The organism is Streptomyces sp. 35G-GA-8, from assembly GCF_023534745.1.
GTDB lineage: Bacteria > Actinomycetota > Actinomycetes > Streptomycetales > Streptomycetaceae > Streptomyces.
In genome coordinates this window covers 510,685-530,037 of the sequence record NZ_JAMHJQ010000006.1, presented here as the reverse complement: position 1 = coordinate 530,037, position 19,353 = coordinate 510,685, and the positions used below count along the sequence as shown (strand labels likewise).

20 protein-coding genes are annotated in these 19,353 nt (G+C 71.2%); 14 read left to right on the top strand and 6 right to left on the bottom strand.

The genetic code is table 11. The features are described from left to right. Positions 1–95 precede the first annotated feature (95 nt). The 7 genes from M1203_RS16555 (at position 96) to M1203_RS16525 (ending at position 6,601) form a co-directional block, all read left to right on the top strand. Positions 96–1,880 (top strand): nickel-dependent hydrogenase large subunit, encoded by a 1,785-nt coding sequence (locus M1203_RS16555; protein ID WP_249950458.1) that lies wholly within the window; start codon positions 96–98, stop codon positions 1,878–1,880. Positions 1,881–1,933: 53 nt separating this feature from the next. Continuing rightward, entirely contained in the window at positions 1,934–2,896 is a 963-nt protein-coding gene (locus tag M1203_RS16550) for a NifU family protein (protein WP_249950457.1), read from the top strand. Positions 2,897–3,060: 164 nt separating this feature from the next. Further along, the gene (locus tag M1203_RS16545) at positions 3,061–3,639 is read left to right on the top strand and encodes a DUF5947 family protein (RefSeq protein WP_249950530.1); all 579 of its coding nucleotides are present in this window, start codon (positions 3,061–3,063) and stop codon (positions 3,637–3,639) included. Further along, the gene (locus tag M1203_RS16540; RefSeq protein WP_249950456.1) at positions 3,636–4,274 is read left to right on the top strand and encodes a DUF6084 family protein; all 639 of its coding nucleotides are present in this window, start codon (positions 3,636–3,638) and stop codon (positions 4,272–4,274) included. The genes M1203_RS16545 and M1203_RS16540 overlap by 4 nt, the downstream gene beginning before the upstream one ends. Further along, positions 4,271–5,869 carry a hypothetical protein gene (locus tag M1203_RS16535; RefSeq protein ID WP_249950455.1) on the top strand — a complete coding sequence of 533 codons (1,599 nt, stop codon included), beginning with the start codon at positions 4,271–4,273 and terminating at the stop codon, positions 5,867–5,869. The genes M1203_RS16540 and M1203_RS16535 overlap by 4 nt, the downstream gene beginning before the upstream one ends. A 1-nt stretch (position 5,870) precedes the next feature. Next, entirely contained in the window at positions 5,871–6,437 is a 567-nt protein-coding gene (locus tag M1203_RS16530) for a hydrogenase maturation protease (protein WP_249950454.1), read from the top strand. Between the two features lie 5 nt (positions 6,438–6,442). Further along, positions 6,443–6,601, top strand: coding sequence for a hypothetical protein (locus tag M1203_RS16525; RefSeq protein WP_249950453.1), 159 nt, complete (start codon positions 6,443–6,445; stop codon positions 6,599–6,601). Positions 6,602–6,621: 20 nt separating this feature from the next. On the opposite strand, the gene M1203_RS16520 is transcribed toward M1203_RS16525, so the two are convergent. Further along, positions 6,622–7,020, bottom strand: coding sequence for a helix-turn-helix transcriptional regulator (locus M1203_RS16520; RefSeq protein ID WP_249950452.1), 399 nt, complete (start codon positions 7,018–7,020; stop codon positions 6,622–6,624). A 149-nt stretch (positions 7,021–7,169) separates the two neighbouring features. Here M1203_RS16520 and M1203_RS16515 point away from each other — a divergent pair, with 149 nt between their 5' ends. The 6 genes from M1203_RS16515 to hypE all read left to right on the top strand — a co-directional run bounded on the left by M1203_RS16515 (position 7,170) and on the right by hypE (position 13,614). After that, positions 7,170–7,592 carry a hydrogenase maturation nickel metallochaperone HypA gene (locus tag M1203_RS16515; protein WP_249950451.1) on the top strand — a complete coding sequence of 141 codons (423 nt, stop codon included), beginning with the start codon at positions 7,170–7,172 and terminating at the stop codon, positions 7,590–7,592. Continuing rightward, positions 7,576–8,448 carry a hydrogenase nickel incorporation protein HypB gene (gene hypB / locus M1203_RS16510; RefSeq protein WP_249950450.1) on the top strand — a complete coding sequence of 291 codons (873 nt, stop codon included), beginning with the start codon at positions 7,576–7,578 and terminating at the stop codon, positions 8,446–8,448. The genes M1203_RS16515 and hypB overlap by 17 nt, the downstream gene beginning before the upstream one ends. Beyond that, the gene (hypF, locus tag M1203_RS16505) at positions 8,445–10,883 is read left to right on the top strand and encodes a carbamoyltransferase HypF (protein WP_249950449.1); all 2,439 of its coding nucleotides are present in this window, start codon (positions 8,445–8,447) and stop codon (positions 10,881–10,883) included. The genes hypB and hypF overlap by 4 nt, the downstream gene beginning before the upstream one ends. Before the next feature lie 74 nt (positions 10,884–10,957). Next, positions 10,958–11,305: a HypC/HybG/HupF family hydrogenase formation chaperone gene (locus M1203_RS16500; protein WP_374403126.1), complete on the top strand. Its 348-nt coding sequence runs from the start codon at positions 10,958–10,960 to the stop codon at positions 11,303–11,305. Positions 11,306–11,363: 58 nt separating this feature from the next. After that, positions 11,364–12,506: a hydrogenase formation protein HypD gene (gene hypD / locus M1203_RS16495; protein WP_249950447.1), complete on the top strand. Its 1,143-nt coding sequence runs from the start codon at positions 11,364–11,366 to the stop codon at positions 12,504–12,506. Between the two features lie 118 nt (positions 12,507–12,624). Beyond that, positions 12,625–13,614, top strand: a complete 990-nt coding sequence (hypE, locus tag M1203_RS16490; protein WP_249950529.1) for a hydrogenase expression/formation protein HypE — start codon at positions 12,625–12,627, stop codon at positions 13,612–13,614. An 85-nt stretch (positions 13,615–13,699) separates the two neighbouring features. Here the strand turns inward: hypE and M1203_RS16485 are convergent, their stop codons facing one another. Together M1203_RS16485 and M1203_RS16480 are read right to left on the bottom strand one after the other, a co-directional pair. Continuing rightward, positions 13,700–14,530, bottom strand: a complete 831-nt coding sequence (locus M1203_RS16485; RefSeq protein WP_249950446.1) for an aldo/keto reductase — start codon at positions 14,528–14,530, stop codon at positions 13,700–13,702. A gap of 122 nt (positions 14,531–14,652) precedes the next feature. Next, positions 14,653–15,621: an SDR family NAD(P)-dependent oxidoreductase gene (locus M1203_RS16480; protein ID WP_249950445.1), complete on the bottom strand. Its 969-nt coding sequence runs from the start codon at positions 15,619–15,621 to the stop codon at positions 14,653–14,655. A gap of 291 nt (positions 15,622–15,912) precedes the next feature. Between M1203_RS16480 and M1203_RS16475 the strand changes: the two genes are divergently transcribed. Then, complete coding sequence (locus tag M1203_RS16475; protein ID WP_249950444.1) at positions 15,913–16,929, top strand: alpha/beta fold hydrolase; 1,017 nt, start codon at positions 15,913–15,915, stop codon at positions 16,927–16,929. 66 nt (positions 16,930–16,995) lie between these two features. Here M1203_RS16475 and M1203_RS16470 read toward each other — a convergent pair whose 3' ends face one another. The 3 genes from M1203_RS16470 to M1203_RS16460 all read right to left on the bottom strand — a co-directional run bounded on the left by M1203_RS16470 (position 16,996) and on the right by M1203_RS16460 (position 19,335). Then, positions 16,996–17,937, bottom strand: a complete 942-nt coding sequence (locus M1203_RS16470) for a CU044_5270 family protein (RefSeq protein ID WP_249950443.1) — start codon at positions 17,935–17,937, stop codon at positions 16,996–16,998. After that, a complete protein-coding gene (locus M1203_RS16465) occupies positions 17,934–18,683 on the bottom strand; it encodes an RNA polymerase sigma factor (protein ID WP_249950442.1) in 750 nt (249 codons plus the stop codon). Before M1203_RS16465 ends, M1203_RS16470 begins: the two co-directional genes overlap by 4 nt. 151 nt (positions 18,684–18,834) lie before the next feature. Continuing rightward, on the bottom strand, positions 18,835–19,335 hold the full coding sequence (locus M1203_RS16460) for a flavin reductase family protein (RefSeq protein WP_249950441.1): 501 nt from the start codon (positions 19,333–19,335) through the stop codon (positions 18,835–18,837). Positions 19,336–19,353: the final 18 nt, after the last annotated feature.

Below are 19,353 nucleotides of genomic sequence, written 5' to 3'. Positions count from 1 at the left end.
GCGATCCATCCCCGCGATCCGTCCCTGTGGTCCACCTCGTGGCCCCACCCCGTGGTGATCCAGTCCCCCCACCGTTGAGGAAAGGTGCGCACCCCATGGCGCCGACGACGAAGCGAGCCAAGGACAGCAACGGCCTGATGGAGATGTCCTGGGATCCGATCACCCGGATCGTGGGCAGCCTCGGCATCCACACGAAGATCGACTTCAAGCAGAAGCGGGTGGCCGAGTGCTACAGCACCTCGTCCGTCTTCCGCGGCTACAGCGTCTTCATGCGGGGCAAGGACCCCCGGGACGCGCACTTCATCACCAGCCGGATCTGCGGCATCTGCGGTGACAACCACGCGACCTGCTCGGTGTACACGCAGAACATGGCGTACGGCGTGAAGCCCCCGCACCTCGGCGAGTGGATCATCAACCTCGGCGAGGCCGCGGAGTACATGTTCGACCACAACATCTTCCAGGAGAACCTGGTCGGGGTGGACTACTGCGAGAAGATGGTCCGCGAGACCAACCCCGGCGTCCTGGAGCTGGCCGAGCGCACCGAGGCCCCCCACGCGGGCGACCACGGCTACCGCACCATCGCGGACATCATGCGCTCGCTCAACCCGCTGGAGGGCGAGTTCTACCGTGAGGCGCTCCAGGTCAGCCGGGAGACCCGGGAGATGTTCTGTCTGATGGAGGGACGGCACGTCCACCCCTCCACGCTCTACCCCGGCGGCGTCGGAACCGTGGCCACCATCCAGCTGTTCACGGACTATCTGACCCGGCTGACGCGCTACGTGGAGTTCATGAAGCGCGTCGTCCCGCTCCACGACGATCTGTTCGACTTCTTCTACGAGGCACTGCCCGGGTACGAGGAGGTCGGCCGGCGCCGCGTGCTGCTGGGCTGCTGGGGCGCGTTCAACGACCCGGAGCACTGCGACTTCACGTACCGGAACATGTCCGACTGGGGACGGCGCATGTTCGTCACTCCGGGCATCATCGTCGACGGCAAGCTCATCACCAACGATCTCGTCGACATCAACCTCGGCATCCGGATCCTGCTCGGCAGCTCGTACTACGACGACTGGGCGGGCCAGGAGAAGTTCGTCGAGCGCGACCCGCTGGGCAACCCGGTGGACGAACGCCATCCGTGGAACCAGCACACCATCCCCGCCCCGCAGAAGCGGAACTTCGAGGACAAGTACAGCTGGGTGATGTCCCCGCGCTGGTTCGACGGTACGCAGCATCTCGCCCTGGACACCGGCGGCGGCCCCCTCGCCCGGCTCTGGTCCACCGCCCTGTCGGGACTGGTCGACTTCGGCTATGTGCGGTCGACAGGGCACAGCGTCGAGATCAATCTGCCGCGCACCATGACCAAGCCGGAGACCACCTTCGAGTGGCGGATCCCGCAGTGGAGCAACGCGCTGGAGCGCAACCGCGCGCGCACCTACTTCCAGGCCTACGCCGCCGCCTGCGCGCTGCACTTCGCCGAGCGGGCGATGGAGGAGGTCCGCACCGGTCACACCCAGACCTGGGAGAGCTTCGACGTGCCGGACGAGTCGATCGGCGTCGGCTTCACCGAGGCGGTACGCGGTGTGCTCTCCCACCACATGGTGATCAGGGACGGGAAGATCGCCAACTACCATCCGTACCCGCCCACTCCGTGGAACGCCAGTGTGCGTGACTCCTACGGCACACCGGGCCCGTACGAGGACGCGGTGCAGAACACCCCGATCTTCGAGGAGAACCCCCCGGACTCCTTCAAGGGCATCGACATCATGCGGGCGGTGCGCAGCTTCGACCCGTGTCTGCCGTGCGGCGTCCATATGTACGTCGGCGGTGGCAGGACCATCCAGGAGACACATATGCCCACCGGGCTCAGCGGGTTCGCCGGCTGAGCCACCCGGATCCACCCCGAGGGCCGTCCCCGACGGAGGAAAGGCACCGTGCCATGGCAGCAACGGCCAAGGAGCGGCAGACGGGTGAGCATATCGCCGCGCTGCTCGATGATCTCGGCAGATCGATGGGGCCCGCGGGGCGCGATCTCGCGGACGAACTCGTGCACAGCATCGTCGAGTTCTACGGGTGCGGGCTCGCCCGGGTGGTCGAGCTGCTGCGCGACGCACCGGAGGGCACCGACCCGCTGACCCTGCTCGGCGGTGACGAACTCGTCGGGGGACTGCTGGTGCTGCACGACCTCCACCCCGAGGACACACTGACCCGGGTGGGGCGGGCGCTGGACGAGGTCCGCCCGTATCTGGGGTCGCACGCGGGCGATGTGGACATCGCCGGGATCGACCCGGAGGGTGACGAGGGAGCGGGCGGACTCACCCTCCGGCTGCGGCTGCGGGGCAGCTGCGACGGCTGTCCTTCCTCCGCCCAGACCGTGCGCTGGACGATCGAGGAGGCCGTGGCCCGGCGCGTCCCCGAGATCTCGGCGGTGGAGGTCGAGGGCGTGACGGAGGAACAGCCCCACACGAAGCTTCTCCAGATCACGACCCGGCCCCCGGACGCGCCGGCCGGAGACGCCCCCGGACGCGCGGTGCCGGCCGACGGCATCCGCCCGGCGGGGACGGCGGGGACGGCGGCCGAATGGCAGCCGCTGACGGGGCTGCCGGCTCTCGCCGACGGCGAGTCCACCGTGTACGAGAGCGCGGGCACCACCCCGCTGCTGCTCATCCGGCTGCCCGGCAATCTGTACGCGTACCGCGACCACTGTCCTGGCTGTGCGGGCCGGCTGGGCGCGGCGACGGTGGACGGCGAACGGCTGCGCTGTCCGTCCTGCGCGGCGGAGTACGACATCCGCCGCGCAGGACAGGGCGAGCGCGGCCATCTGGAGCCCGTACCCCTGCTGGAGGAGGACGGCTCCGTACGGGTGGCGCTGCCCGGCGTCCTGCTGGGGACGGGGACATGACGGCCCGGCGCGCTCCGGCCGGAGGCGCCCCCGGCACAGCGGAGCAGACCGCAGGAGGGCGGGCCGCGGCACCGCGGCCCCTCGGCGGACCGGGCAGCCTGTCGGCCCCGGCCGGGCTGCGCGGGTTCACCCGCCGCCCATCCCCCGCGCGGGAACGCTGCGAGATGTGCGCCGAGCCGCTGTCCGGTGAGCACCGGCATCTGGTCGACACCCGTAACCGGTCGCTGATGTGCGCCTGCACCGGCTGCTATCTGCTGTTCACCCGGCCGGGCGCGGGGGCGGGCCACTTCCGCGCGGTGCCCGACCGGTATCTGACGGACCCGGACTTCACCCTGGACGAGGAGAGCTGGAACCGGCTCCAGATCCCGGTCGGTCTCGCCTTCTTCTTCCGCAACTCCGAGCTGGACCGGCTTGCCGCGTTCTACCCCAGCCCCGCGGGCGCCACGGAGAGCGAGCTGGATCCGGAGACCTGGCGCGAAGTACTCGGCCACAGCCGGCTGGCGGCGCTGCTGCGGCCGGACACCGAGGCGTTGCTGATCCGGCGCGAGCGCGAAGCGGAGGGGCTGGGCACGGGTGAGTGCTATCTGGTGCCGGTCGACGCCTGTTACGAGCTGGTGGGCCGGATGCGGCTGCACTGGCAGGGGTTCGACGGCGGCGCCGAGGCACGCGCGGATCTGACGGAGTTCTTCGCCCGGGTCCGGGCCAAGGCCCGCCCGCCGGCCGAGGAGGAGGACGGCCCATGACCGAGCTGGAGTTCTCCTGTCTCGATGTACGGCCGGAGCCGTACGGCGCCGGTCCGGCCCTGCTGTTCCGGCTGCGGATCGAGGCGGCCGACGGGGCGCGGGTGCACGCCGTGGCGCTGCGCTGCCAGCTCCGGATCGAGCCCGTCCAACGGCGTTACGCCCCGGCCGAGATGGAGATGCTCGGCGATCTCTTCGGCGAGCCCGAACGGTGGAGCAGCACACTCAAACCACTCCAGTTCGCCCATGCCTCGGTGACCGTGCCGGGCTTCACGGGCGCCACCGAGATCGAGCTGCCGGTGGCCTGTACGTACGACATGGAGGTGGCGTCCGCCAAGTACTTCCGTGCCCTCGCGGACGGTGAGATCCCCCTCCTGCTGCTGTTCTCCGGCACGGTCTTCACCGGTGAGCGCGGCTTCACGGCGGAGCCGGTCCCCTGGCACAAGGAGACCGGCTACCGGATGCCGGTCAAGGTCTGGCAGAACATGATCGAGCAGTACTTCCCCGGCGCGGGCTGGCTGCGGGTGCGCGACGACTGTCTGGAATCCCTGCGCCGCTATCGCTCGCGGCGGGCCCTGCCCTCCTGGGAGCGGGTCTTCGAGGAGCTGCTGCGCACCGCCGAAGGAGGGCAGCCATGACCGGGAACACCGCGGACCGGGTGACGGCGGGCTTCACCGAGGCCCGCCGGGTCGCGGACGCGCTGCTGTTCGAGGGGTATGTGCTGTATCCGTACCGTGCCTCCGCGCGGAAGAACCAGCTGCGCTGGCAGTTCGGCGTGCTGGTGCCGCCGGCCTGGGGGGACGCGAACGGGGAGCACACCTGGCAGCGTACGGAATGCCTCCTGGAGCCCCGCCGCGCCGACCGGCTCCTCGTGGAGCTGCGCTTCCTCCATGTGCGCCGCCGTTCGGTCGAGCGGCTGTCGCCGGACGGCGAGAGCTGGACCGAGGTGGCGGAACTCGACCTGCCCGACCGGGTGCTGGTGCCCTGGGACGAGGGCGAGGAGGAGCGCGTCGAACTCGACGTACCGCTCGGCCGGCTCACCGGGGAGGGGCACACGCTGCGGTTCGAGCTGCCGGGCGGGGTGGAGCACGAGCCGGTGCACGGCGGCGCGGCCGGGGTCGTCGGACGTCTGGTACGCCACAGCCGGCCGCTGGCGGGCGAGATCCGGCTCGCCACGGAGCCCCTGCCCGGTCCTTACGGGGCGCTGCGGCTGACCGCGACCGTACACAACGTGTCTTCCTGGGCACCCGGCCCGCGTGAGCGGGACGACCGCGAATCCGCCCTGCCGCACAGTCTGATCGGGGCGCATCTGCTGCTGGGACTGCCCGGCGGACGGTTCCTGTCGATGGCCGATCCGCCGGAGTGGGCCCGGCCGGCGGCGCGAACCTGCCGTAACGAACACACCTGGCCGGCGCTGGCCTGCGGGGAGGGCCGGGACGAGGTCATGCTGTCCTCGCCGATCATCCTCGACGACCATCCCGAGGTCGCGGCGGAGAGTCCGGGTCCGCTCTACGACGCCACCGAGATCGACGAGATCCTCTCGCTGCGAACGGCCGCGCTCACCGAACGGGAGAAGCGCGAGGCGCGCGGGACGGACGCCCGCGCCGCCGAGGTGATCGATCTGGTGGACGGTATGCCGGCCGAGGTGTGGGAGCGGCTGCACGGCGCGATCCGCGGACTGCGCGAGGTGACCGGCGAGTTGACGAGGGGTCCGGCCGCGCGTACGGCGGTCGGTGACGTCCCCGGCGGGGCGGGGCCCTCGGACGACCCCGGTATCGACGGTATCGACCTGGCCGTCATGCCGCCGTCCGACCTGTCCCCCACCGCCGGGCTCCGGCTGCCCACCGGCCCCGGACTGCCCTGGTGGGACCCCGCCCAGGACGCGGCATCGGCGCCGGGCCGGGGCACGGTCACCGTCGACGGGCAGGTCCTCGGCGCCGGAAGCAGGGTGCTGCTCCAGCCGGGACCGCGCAGATCCGACGCCCAGGACATCTTCCTCGCGGGGCGCCGGGCGACGGTCGAGGCGGTGCTGGAGGACTTCGACGGCGAGACCCATATCGCGGTCACCGTGGACGGGGATCCGGGCACCGATGTACGGCGCGAGCAGGGCCGGTTCCTCTACTTCCGCCCCGACGAGGTGGCACCCCTGCCGGATCCGCTGCCTCATGCTGTGCCGGATCCCGGGCCGGATCCCGCCCGGGTGCCCGCGCCTGACGGCGAAGGAAGGGGCTGACATGGCCGCCACGGACTCCGTCTCCGTACCGCTGCCGGACAGTTCGCACGGCAGGACCCTGATCGCGGGCATCGGCAATGTCTTCCTCGGCGACGACGGGTTCGGCGTCGAGGCCGTCCGCAGGCTGACCGGCCGGCCGCTGCCGCCCGGCGTCGACCTCATGGACGCGGGCATCCGGGGTGTCCATCTGGCCTACCGGCTGCTGGACGGCTACCGCAGGCTCGTCCTGGTCGACACCGTCGACCGCGGCGCTCCCCCGGGAACGGTCTATGTGATCGAGGTGGACCCGGCGGACACCGCACCGGAAGGGGCACCGCCCGCCCGATTGGACGGGCACGGGATGGACCCGGCGGCGGTGCTCAGGCTGGTCAAGGATCTGCACGCGGGGGCGGGCGGCACCCTCCCCCAGCACGTGCAGGTGGTCGGCTGCCAGCCGCTCTCCGCCGAGGAGGGCATCGGGCTGAGCGAGCCGGTGGCCGCCGCCGTCGGACCGGCGGCGGACCTCGTACTCGACCTCGTACGGCGCCCGCCGGGCGCGGTCCCCAGCACGGCACACCGAAGGAGATGAGTTCCATGCACTCGACGCGTCCGATGAAGGGGATGGACCACACCAAGGACGCCGACCTGACCTGGTTGTGGGTCTGCGCCGGGGTGGTCATGGCCGGAGTGGCGTACGAGACGGCGAGATCCGTACCCGACCTGCGCCGCTATCTGCGGATGCGGCGCATGTGAAGGACCGGTCGGCGGGCGGGTCAGTGAGCGGGCGGGTGCCCGGACAGCGGCTGTGCTCCGGCGTCGCTCCCGGCGAGATCCGGGCCGTTCAGCTGGATGTAGCGCTCCAGGAACAGATGGAGCGTGCTGTGCAGTTCCCCCAACCGGACGAACCACAGCGCCAGACTCATCGACCCGGCCGCGGTGATCTCGTACTCCCGGCGGGCCGGCCCGGAGGCCGACGCCCGCCACTGGGAGGAGATCTGGCCGCATCTCTCCATGCCGCGCAGCAGCCGGTACACATGCGCGGATTCGGCCTCGGCCCAGCCGAACGCGCCGAGCCGCTGGGTCAGTTCGTATCCGTGTCCGGGCCGTTCGGAGAGCAGCAGCAGGATGACGGGGGTCATCAGCGCCCGGCGTTCGGTGTCGTGCGTCGTCATGGCGGCGGTCTCCTGCGGGTGGCCGTGCGACGGTGCGGTGAGTGGCCCCTTCCCACGCTAACCAGCCCGGTCCGGCCGGGCCAGCCGTCGCCGTCGGCGCGAGCGGGGCCCCGCCGGACCCGACGGGACTCCTTGACGAGGTGAGAGCCGTGCATGAACTGTCCATCGCCACCGCCGTGGTCGCCCAGGTGGAGGAGGCCGTCCGTACCAACGGCGGCGGTCGTGTCACCTCGCTGCGGCTGAGGATCGGCGAGCTGGCGGGTGTGGTGCCGGAGGCGCTCCGGTTCTCCTTCGGGCTGGCGAGCGAGGGGACCGTACTGGCCGGGGCCCGGCTGGAGATGGAGACCGTCCCCGGCCGCGCACGGTGCGCGGGCTGCGGCCGGGAGAGTGACACCGGCGTGCCGCCGATGCTGTGGTGCGCCGCGTGCGCGCGCCCGCTCGGCGAACTGCTGTCGGGACGGGAGCTGGAGATCGCCGAGGTCGTCCTCACCGATCCCTCGGATGCGCCGAGCCCGGTCAGCGGTGACGATCGGGATACGCCCGAGGAGGCAACCCATGTGCCGAGTGGTTGATCTGCGCCAAGCCGTGCTGGCCAAGAACGATGCCGGCGCCGCGGAGTTGCGTGAGCATCTCGCCGCCCGTGGAACGGCGGAGGTGAATCTGCTGTCCAGTCCGGGCAGCGGCAAGACGGCGCTGCTGGAGCTGTTGCTCGCCCGTGCCGTCGCCGGGGGTGTCGCCGTCGCCGCGGTGACCGCCGATCTGGCCACCGAGAACGACGCGCGGCGGCTCGCCCGCGCCGGGGCGCCGGTCAAGCAGGTGCTCACGGACGGGCTGTGCCACCTGGAGGCGGGGATGCTCCGGGAACGTCTGGACGGCTGGCTGCCGCGGGACACCCGGGTGCTCTTCGTGGAGAACGTCGGCAATCTGGTCTGTCCCGCCTCCTACGACCTCGGGGAGAGCCTGCGGATCGTACTGGGCTCCGTCACCGAGGGCGAGGACAAGCCGCTCAAGTACCCGACGGCGTTCGGCCTGGCCCATCTGGTGGTCATCACCAAGACGGATATCGCCGAGGCGGTCGAGTTCGACGCGGCGACGTTCCACCGCAATGTGCGGCAGGTGAACCCCGGCGTGCCGGTGCTGGAGACCTCGGCGCGTACCGGCGCGGGGGTGGACGAACTGCTGGCCCTCATCCTCCGGGTCGCCGGCGGGGCTCCCGTACACCGGCCCGTGCTCGCGCACCAGCACGAACGGTATCTGCACCACCATCACGGCGACGAGGACGGCCATACGCACGACGGGCACGAGCACGAGACCGGGCAGGGGCACGATGCCGGGCAGGGGCACGATGCCGCGCACGGGGGCGGGCCTTCCCATGAACACCCCGCCGCGGCCTCCGTCCCGGTCCCCGGAGCGGCAGACACGCCATGAGCCGACCCATCACCGACACCGACACGGGTGCCGACGCCGACGCGGGCATCGGCACCGACACCCCCGTCGCTCCCCTCGAACGCCGGCGTGTCGTCGTACGCGGTGTCGTCCAGGGCGTCGGCTTCCGGCCGTTCGTGTACGCGCTCGCCAGCGAACTGGGCCTGACGGGCTGGGTCACCAACAACGCGGACGGTGTGGAGACGGAGGTGGAGGGGGCGGGCCCCGATGTCACGGCGTTCTGTCAGCGGCTCGCCACCGACGCTCCCCCGCTGGCCGTCGTCGAATCCGTCCAGCTCCGTACCGTACCGACGGCGGGGGGCAACGGGTTCGCCATCCGTCCCTCGGCGGGCGGCAGCGGCCGTACTCTCGTCTCCCCCGACATCGCGACCTGCGACGACTGTCTGTCCGAACTGACGGACCCGCGCGACCGCCGCTATCGCCATCCGTTCATCAGCTGCACCCACTGCGGCCCCCGGTTCACCGTGGTGACCGGACTCCCGTACGACCGGGCGCAGACCACCATGGCCGCGTTCCCGCTCTGCGCCGACTGCGCGCGCGAGTACGCGGACCCCGCCGACCGGCGCTTTCACGCCCAGCCGGTCGCCTGCCATTCCTGCGGTCCCCGGCTCACCCTGATCACCCGGGGATCCACCGGCACGCCACCGACCGGTGAGGACGCGCTGGCGGGGGCGCGCCGGCTCCTGGCGGCGGGAGCGGTCGTGGCGGTGAAGGGGCTGGGCGGCTATCACCTCGCCTGCGACGCCTCCGATCCCTCCGCCGTACAGACGCTGCGCACGCGCAAGAACCGTGGCGCGAAGCCGTTCGCGGTGATGGCCGGCTCGCTGGAGACGGTGGAACGTCTCGTCTTCACGAGCCCGCTGGAGCGCGATCTGCTGCTCGGCCGGCGCCGACCGGTCGTCCTGCTGCGGCGCCGGGACAGCTCGGGGCCCGGGGCGCGCGGCACGGCCGGAACCGGGTCGCGGTCCTGGTCACTCGTCACGGACGGTGTCGCGCCCGGCAGTCCCGATCTCGGGGTGCTGTTGCCCTACACACCCGTGCACCATCTGCTGCTGGGCCTGCCCGGCGATCCGGCGGGCCCGCCCGTGCTCGTGATGACCAGCGGCAACCGCTCCGGCGAACCCATCGTCACCGATGACGAGGAGGCGCTGATCCGGCTGGACGGGCTCGCGGACGCCTGGCTGACGCACGACCGGCCGGTGCGGGTGCCGTGCGACGACTCCGTGGTGCGGATCTGCGCGCGCCAGGAGCTTCCCGTACGGCGCTCGCGCGGCTACGCCCCGCTCCCGGTCGCCCTGCCCCTCCCGGTGGAACCGGCACTCGCGGTCGGCGGGGACCTGAAGAACACCTTCTGTGTCGCGGAGGGCCGGTACGCGTGGCTGTCCGCCCATGTCGGCGACATGGACGACCTGGCGACGCTGAGCGCCTTCGAGAGCGCGGTGGACCAGCTCTCGGAGCTGGCCTCGGTCGAACCTCGGGTGCTCGTCGCGGACAGGCACCCCGGCTACCGCTCCGGCCAGTGGGCGGAGCGCCGTGCGGAGGGCCGCCCGGTGCGCCGCGTCCAGCACCATCACGCGCATGTGGCGTCCACGATGGCCGAACACGGTCTGGACGGCTCGACGCCGGTGATCGGTGTCGCCTTCGACGGCACCGGCTACGGCGACGACGGCGCCGTGTGGGGCGGCGAGGTGCTGATCGCGGACTACGACGGCTTCCGCCGGTTCGCGCATCTGGCGTATGTGCCGCTGCCCGGCGGCGACGCGGCCGTACGCAACCCGTACCGCATGGCGCTCTCCCATCTGCGGGCGGCGGGTCTGCCGTGGTCCGAGGAGCTGCCGTGTGTCGCCGCGTGCCCGCCCGCCGAACGGCGGCTGCTGGAGCGTCAGCTCGACCGGGGGATCAGCTGCGTACCCACCTCCAGCATGGGGCGGCTGTTCGACGCCGTCGCGTCGCTCGCCGGGGTGTGCCACCGCGTGGAGTACGAGGCCCAGGCGGCCATGGAGCTGGAGCACGCGGCGCTGACGGCGGCCGGGGACATACGGTCCTTCGGCTACCGGTTCGGGCTGCCCGCCGCCCCGAGGTCCGGGGACGCGCCGCTGCCGGCCGACCCCGCGCCGGTACTGGCCGCCGCCGTCGAGGACCTGCGGGCGGGCGTGGACGCGAGCACGGTGGCCGCCCGGTTCCATGGCGCGGTGGTGTCGCTGGCCCACGAGGTGTGCCGGGCGGCCCGTGAGCGTACCGGCCTGACCACCGTCGCACTGACCGGCGGGGTGTTCTGCAACGCCCTGCTGACCAGCGGCTGTGCGCAGCGGCTGGAGCGCGACGGATTCACCGTGCTGCGGCACCGCACGGTGCCACCGAACGACGGCGGGCTGGCGCTGGGCCAGTTGATGGTCGCCGCCCGGACGACGAACTGAGCCACCGGCCGGGCTCGCGGCCGGACTGCCCGTTGACCACCGCTTGACGTGAAGGAGGAGCGATGTGCCTTGCCGTGCCCGGCAGAGTACTGGAGATCGAGGAGCGCGAAGGAACCCGGATGGCCCAGGTCGACTTCGGCGGCGTCATCAAGGACGTCTGTCTGGAGTATGTGCCGGAGATGAAGGTCGGTGACTACGCGATCGTCCATGTCGGCTTCGCGCTCCAGCGGCTCGACGAGGAATCAGCGCGGCAGACACTGCGGCTCTTCGAGAATCTGGGCGTTCTGGAGGAGGAGTTCGGCGATGCGTGGGGACGGGCCGCGCGGGAGGCGGGGGCCGAGCGTCCCGCCGGGACTCCGCCGTCCCCCGGGTCGCCGGGGGCCGGCCCCGCGAACCCCGATCCCCTCGGTACGCGGCCCTGACCGCCGAGTCCCGAGTCCTGCGCCCTGAGCCCTGAGCCCTCACGGAAGAGACCATGAGATGAAGTATCTTGACGAATTCAGTGATCCCGAACTGGCCCGGCACCTCTTCGACGACATCCACGCCACCGCCACCCGCCCCTGGGCGCTGATGGAGGTCTGCGGCGGCCAGACCCACTCGATCATCCGCCATGGCATCGACCAGTTGCTCCCCGAGGGCATCGAACTCATCCACGGCCCCGGCTGCCCGGTCTGTGTGACCCCCCTGGACACCATCGACAAGGCGCTGGAGATCGCCTCCCGCCCCGATGTGATCTTCTGTTCGTTCGGCGACATGCTGCGGGTGCCCGGCAGTGGCCGTGATCTGTTCAAGGTCAAGAGCGAAGGCGGGGACGTACGGGTCGTGTACTCCCCGCTCGACGCGCTCAGGATCGCCCAGCGCAATCCGGACCGCCAGGTGGTCTTCTTCGGGATCGGGTTCGAGACCACGGCCCCGCCCAACGCCATGACGGTCTACCAGGCCAGGAAGCTCGGCGTCACGAACTTCAGCCTGCTGGTCTCGCACGTCCGGGTGCCCCCGGCGATCAACGCCATCATGAACTCGCCCGACTGCCGGGTGCAGGCGTTCCTCGCCGCCGGGCACGTCTGCACGGTGATGGGGCTCGGCGAGTACCCCGAGCTCGCCGAGCGGCACCGCGTCCCCATCGTGGTCACCGGCTTCGAACCGCTGGACATCCTGGAGGGCATCCGGCGCGCGGTACGCCAGCTGGAGGCCGGTGAGCACACCGTCGAGAACGCCTACCCCCGTGCGGTCCAGGCGGAGGGCAGCCCGGCCGCGCGGGCCATGCTGGCCGATGTCTTCGAGGTCACCGACCGGGCCTGGCGCGGTATCGGGATGATCCCGGCCAGCGGCTGGCGGCTGTCCCCCGCGTACCGGCAGTACGACGCGGAGTACCGCTTCTCGGTGACGGGGATGCATACGGAGGAATCCACGGAGTGCCGCAGCGGTGAGGTGCTTCAGGGGCTGATCAAACCGCATGAGTGCGAGGCGTTCGGCACGACCTGCACCCCGCGCAATCCGCTCGGCGCGACGATGGTGTCGAGCGAGGGCGCCTGCGCCGCGTATTTCCTGTACCGCAGGCTGGCGACACCGGACGCGGCGGGCACCGCCGGCGCGCGCGAAGAGGTGACTTCCCTTGGCTGAGACGACCGGGCTCCGGCCGAGCGAGGCGGACGCCGTCCTGCCCGAAGCGCCGCCCGCCACCGCCGACTTCTCCGGGTGGACCTGTCCCGCCCCGCTCCGTGACCACGCGAAGGTCGTCATGGGACACGGTGGTGGTGGACAGCTCTCGGCCGAACTCGTCGAGCATCTCTTCGCGCCGGCGTTCGGCGGCGACGTGCTCGCGGAGCTGGGCGATGCCGCGACCGTCACCCTCGGCGGAGCGCGTCTCGCCTTCTCCACCGACTCGTATGTCGTGCGTCCGTTGTTCTTCCCGGGCGGCGGCATCGGCGATCTCGCGGTCAACGGGACGGTCAACGACCTGGCCATGATGGGCGCCGTGCCCGCCTATCTGTCCTGCGGGTTCATTCTGGAGGAGGGCGTCGAACTCGCCACGGTCGGCCGGGTTGCCGAGGCGCTCGGAGCCGCCGCCAGGGCCGCGGGGGTGGTCATCGCCACGGGCGACACCAAGGTCGTGGACGCGGGACACGGCGACGGCATCTTCATCAACACGGCGGGCATCGGGCTGATCCCCGACGGGATCGACATCCGTCCACGGCGTGCCGCGCCCGGCGATGTGATCATCGTCAGCGGTCCCATCGGTGAGCACGGCGTGGCGATCATGAGCGTCCGGGAGGGTCTGGAGTTCGGGGTGGAGATCGTGAGCGACACGGCGCCGCTCGCCTCGCTCGTCCAGGCCATGCTGAACGTCTGCCGCGATCTGCACGTACTGCGGGATCCGACCCGTGGCGGGCTCGCGACCTCGCTCAACGAGATCGCCTCGGCGGCGGGGGTGGGCATCGCCCTGCGGGAACGGGCCCTTCCGGTGCCGGACTCCGTCGCCAACGCGTGCGCCTTCCTGGGCCTCGATCCGCTGTATGTCGCCAACGAGGGCAAACTCGTGGCGTTCGTACCGCCGGCCCACGCCGACGAGGTGCTGGCGGCGATGCGGGCACATCCACGGGGCCGTGGGGCGGTGGCGATCGGCACGTGCACGACGGACCACCCCGGCATGGTCGTGGCGAGCACGGGTCTGGGCGGCACCCGGGTGGTGGACACGCCGTTGGGCGAGCAACTCCCCCGTATCTGCTGACGCGCGCCGCTGCCCGCGCGCGGCGGGACCGGGCAGCGGCGCGTGCGCCGATCGCCGGAACGTGTCGGTCGGCGCGCGCCGACCGTCAGAACTCCTCGTGGTGCTCCGGGTCTCCGCCGAGCCTGCGGTGCGGACCGGCCGAGATCCTGGCCAGTTCACCGGCCGTCAGCTCGAACCCGAAGATATCCAGGTTCTCCCGCTGACGGCCGGGGTCCCCGGACTTCGGGATGGGTACGGCGCCGAGCTGGGTGTGCCAGCGCAGCACCACTTGCGCCGGGGTGACGCCGTGCTCTTCGGCGATCGCCACGGTCTCCGGATCCGTCAGCAGCCGGCTGCCCCGCCCGAGCGGGCTCCAGCTCTCGGTACGGATCCCCTTGGCCGCGTGCACGGCGCGCAGTTCCTCCTGGGGAAGGGCGGGATGCATCTCGATCTGGTTGACGGAGGGCAGGACACCGGTCTCCGCCTCCAGGCGCTCGATGTGCGCGGGAGTGAAGTTGGAGACCCCGATGGACCGGACGAGCCCGTCCTCCCGGAGCTTGATCATCGCCTTCCAGGATTCGACGTACTTGTCCACGCGCGGCAGCGGCCAGTGGATGAGATAGAGATCCACGTAGTCGAGGCCCAGCTTGGCGCGGGACTCCTCGAAGGACGCGAGGGTCTCCTCGTAACCATGGTGCCGGCCCGGCAGCTTGGTGGTGACGACGATGTCCTCGCGGGGCACCCCGGCGCGCGCGACACCCCGTCCGGTGCCGGTCTCGTTGCGGTAGTTCAGCGCGGTGTCGATCAGCCGGTAGCCGAGCGCCAGCGCGCCCGCGACGGCCTTCTCGCTCGCGTCGTCGTCGAGCGGATAGGTGCCGAGGCCGACGGCGGGCAGGGCGGTGCCGTCATTGAGTGCCCGCACCGGGGTCCTGGTCACGGATCTCTCGCTTTCGCTCGCGTGTACCGGTCCGCCCAGCCTAGAGCCGGGCCGGGCGCCGGGCGCGACGGGCCGGGGCCGGCCGGTGAGACGGAGCGGGGCCCTGCGGCGGAGGAGTCCGCTCACGCGGTCGCCGCGAACGCGTTGACTCCGGTCAGCTCGGCCGAGAGCCGCCACAGGCGCTTCGCCTGCTCGGGGTCGGTCGCGTAGGCGCGTACGCCACCGGGCACCGAGACATCCTCCGAGGCGGGCTCGGCGATGTCGCAGTCCTCGCAGTACACGCCGCCCGCGCCCGCCAGCTGGGGGGAGGTCGCCGCCCACACCTGGGTGGCGGCGCCCTGCTCCACCGTCTTGAACACGGGGTTCACCGCGTTTCCGGCCTCGTCGATCCAGCCGGCGGCGATCATTTCCGCCTTGGGGAGATGGCGCTGCAACGGGGTGAGGATGCCGCCGGGGTGCACCGAGAACGCCCGTACGCCGGAGTCCCGGCCGAGCGCGTCGAGTTCCAGGGCGAACAGCGCGTTGGCGGTCTTCGCCTGACCGTAGGCCTGCCATTTGTCGTAGTCGTGCGCGAACCACATGTCGTCCCACCGGATGGGCGAATTGCGGTGGGCGGACGAGGAGAGGGAGATGACCCGGGCGCCGCCGGGGACGATCGCCGGCCAGAGCCTGTTCACCAGCGCGAAGTGACCGAGGTGGTTGGTCGCGAACTGCGCCTCCCAGCCGGGCCCGATCCGGGTCTCCGGGCAGGCCATGACCGCCGCGTTGTTGATGACGATGTCGATGGAGCGGTCCGAGGCGAGGAACCGCTCGGCGAACCGGCGGACGCTGTCGAGATCGGCGAGGTCGAGTTCGTCGACCTCGACGCCGTCGATGCCGTCGAGCGCCTTCCGCGCGGTCTCGGGTCGCCGGGCGGGCACCACGACATGGGCTCCGGCGCCGGTGAGGGCGCGGGTGGTCGCCAGGCCGAGGCCCGAGTATCCACCGGTGACGACGGCGAGTGCGCCGCTGAGGTCGATGCCGCGCAGCACGTCCTGAGTGGTGCTGCGGGCTCCGAAACCGGATCCGATCGTGTGCTGTGGGGTTGTCATGGCCAAAAGGCTACGAATTGGAGCGCACTCGAAGTCAAGGGCACCGGCCGGACCTCGTAAGGTTCACCCCGGCGACGGGTTTGTCCGGGAAGTCGGCGATGCCGGGATGCCTCCGCGGACCATGGGTGCACCCTCCCGGGTACCGATTCGTCGTGCTGCTGAGCGAGAGTCGAATCGACCAGCGGACCCCGGGGCGCGAACCGCCCACGATCGGGTCAGCAATGCGTGAACGGGCCGGGTCAACTGCTAGGCAGGGACGTTCTTGTCCCTTCCGTAGCTCTGGAGTGATCCATGCCCATCGATGCCGTTCTCGCCCAGGAGCAGGACTCGCCCATGGTCCCTCAGCTGATCCCGGAGCAGCCGGCCGAGGAAGGCGGTCCCGACGGCCCGGTCGACGAGCGCGATCTGACGTTCGACGGCTTCCGCTACACCTGCCGCATCGTCGATCACGGCACCGCGCTCACCGAGCCGCTTCTCGTGCTGGGCGGCTCGTCCCAGGACCGCCACTCCTGGGTACGGCACGAGAAGTGGCTCGCTCCGCTGGGGCAGGTGATCACCGTGGATCTGCCGGGGTACGGTACGGCCGACTTCCTGCCCGCGCACTACGGCGTCGACTTCCTCGCCGCGACCATCCGGCATCTGCTCACCGAACTCGACGTACCGCGCGTCAATCTGGTCGCGGCCTGCTACGGCGGCGCGGTCGGTCTGCGCTTCGCCCAGCACTACCCGGGGATGCTCGCCCGGCTGCTGCTGGTCGGGATGACCACCCGGATCCCGGCGGACTACGCGGCGGCGATGGAGCGCTGGTCCGTCATGATCGACCGTGGTGAGACGGAGACCATCGCCCGTGAGCTGGCGGACCGTTTCATGTCGCCGCCCGGCACGGGCCGGGTACGCAAGCACGCCGCCGTGTCCCGGCTGGTGTACCAGCAGATCGCCGGGCAGGACCCCGAGCAGCTGAAGAAGTCCGCGGAGCACAACACCCGGCTGATGCGGCACGAGTGGTACCGGCCGGAACCGGTACCCGCCGTGCCGAGCCTGGTGGTGACCGGTGAGCACGACACGCTGTGCACGCCCGCCATGGGACGTGAGGTGGCCGCCCAGCTTCCCGAGGCGCGATTCCTGACCATCGACGAGACCGACCATCTGGCTCCGGTGGAGCGGATCGCGGACTTCGCCGACCTCATGGCACGGTTCTGCACCGACCTGCCGATCGACGAACTGCCGTACGCGAGCAGGCCGGAGACACTGGGCACGGCCGTCGGAGCCACTGGAGCCGCCGGTCGCCGTGCGAGCGCCACGTCCTGAGCCCGATACCACCGGCCTCCGGGGAGGGACCGATATCGGGTGCGGCGGCGCGGGTGGATCCGCCCCTCAGCGGGAGAGGGGCCGCTGGTCCGTCGCGTCGGCGATGCCCACGTCGAGGAGCGCGACCTTGTTCGTGCCGAGATACGTCAGCCGGTCCTTGTCGAAGACCCAGACGACGTCGTCGCCGTCCGTGTGGAAGGCGAGGCCGATTCCGTACCGTCCCGCGGCGTCGATGGCGCCCTTTCTGACGACAACCCCGGGGATCCTGGCGGTCGCCCGGTACAGCGCCGCGTTCAGCTCGGGCCGGAGGGTCGACTGCGGGAGCATCTCGGCGATGGCCTCGAAGACCGCCTGGCCGGAGGCCGGGCCCTGGCCCTCGGTGTCCTTCTCGATCTTCTCCAGCAAGGCGTCCGGGTCGGTGGGAAGGGCCTCCAGCTCACGGTATGTGGTCATGGTGAGGTCCTTGTCGAGCACCGTCCCCCCGTCAGGGGGCCGGGAGTCCAGCGAAGGGCTTCCCGGTTCGTACACCTGCCGGGCGAGGCCGTTCCGCTCGCCGTCCACCGCGATCCAGTCCTCACGGATGAAGACGTCCGTGCCCTCGTCCGGCACCGGCCACGAGCCCTTGATCCTCGTGTACACGTACTGCTCGTCGCGTACCGTCCTGGCCGGGCGCTCGGCGGCCACCACGGCGATACGGTCCAGCAGCCGCACCGCTTCGTGGTGGTCGGCCGCGGAGCCGCGGAACGCGCCCGTGAGGCTTGTCACCATGGCCAGGGCGGCGACGAGCAGAGCGGGGACGGCCACGAGGGCGGCCGGCCGATACCGGCGGGGACGGACCGGCCGTACGGGTGAGGGCTCGGGCGCGGATTCCCGGGTTATCTGTCGCAGGAAACGCTGCTTGAGGAGATTCTGCCGCTCGGCGGAGAGACCTTCGTATGGTGGCGCCGGGGGGAACGGAAAGGAATCCTCGTGCCCGGCATGGGACCGCCATCGCGAGAAGAAACTCATCGGTTTCCCTTCTGTGTCGACGCGGCCGCCGAAGTGCGGCTCTCTATGAACTGTCCGCGGAAGGAGGAGCGTTGCGTATCCTTTCTGCCGCTATTATCGCCGACGCCTTCGCCTCTGCTGTTACGGGCTCCGCCGTCTTTGGCTCCGGGGTGCTTGGCTCTGCTGCGGCGCAGTTCCGCTTCGGTGAGTTGCCGCAGCCGCCCGCGGGCGCGGGAGAGTCGGGAGCGTACGGTGCCGACGGCCACCCCGAGTGCCTTGGCGACGGCCGCGTGGTCGAGCCCTTCCCAGACGCACAGGGCGAAGACCTCCCGCTCCGCACGCCGGAGCCCGCCTAACGCCACCCGGGCGGCGGCCAGTTCCTCCGTGTCGGCCAGCCGGGCGGCCAGCCCCTCCGCGAAGTCCGGTACGGCTTCCGGTTCCGGTAGCCGGGCGAGCGCGAGGTGATGGCGTCTGGCCGTGCGCACGGTGTTGCGCAGGACGTTGGTGGCGATTCCGAGCAGCCAGGGACGCAGGCTCTCCCCCTCCGGGTGCACTTTTTCGCGCAGCCTCCACGCCTCCAGAAAGGTCAGCGACACGACGTCCTCGGCGGTGGCCCAGTCACCGGTTACACGCATGGCATAGCGATAGACGATTCCGGCGTAATCCTCGAATAACCGCCCGAATTCGGCCGGGTCGCCGGCGCGAATGCGGGCGCGGGGCGAATGGTTCACATCTGACTCTGTCCGATTCCGGTCCTGTGTTGCCATGCTTCATGGCATACGCGCATACGGTCGTTTTCGGGCAGAGCGGGTGTCGGCTGGCTGAACAGTGGACGTCCAGAGCATGACGCCCCGCGAGGGCCGGAAGGCGGACATGACTCCGCGCTCCGGCCGACGGGGCAGACAGGGCAGACAGGGCCTAGTTCGGTGGAAGCGGCACCGGCGCGGCGAACGCGCCATTGTGGTGCACCAGCGCCTGCCCCTCGCCATGGCCGCCGCCCGACTCGACCTCGCCGACCACCAGCACATGGTCACCGACGCGTTGACGCAGTGTCACCCGGGCGCTGAGCCAGGCCGGGACGCCCTGAAGCAGTGGCAGTCCGTCATGGTCCGCCGTCCAGGGGACCCCGGCGAACCGGTCGATGCCGCTGCGGGCGAACTGCCGGGCGAGCGTGGTGTTCTCGACGCCGAGCACATGGACGGCGAAGCGGTCGGCGCCCTGTACGGCGGCGAGCGTGGAGGCCGTGAGACCGAGGCAGAAGGAGACCAGCGCCGGTTCCAGCGAGACCGAGGTGAACGAGGTCGCGGTGAAGCCGGCCGGCCCCGGGACCGTGATCACGGTGACCCCGGCGGCGTGCCGCCGCAGGGTGCGGCGCAGTATCTCGTCGGTGGCTGCGGTGCGTTCCGCGGACATGGTCATGCCGCTTCCCTTCATCCG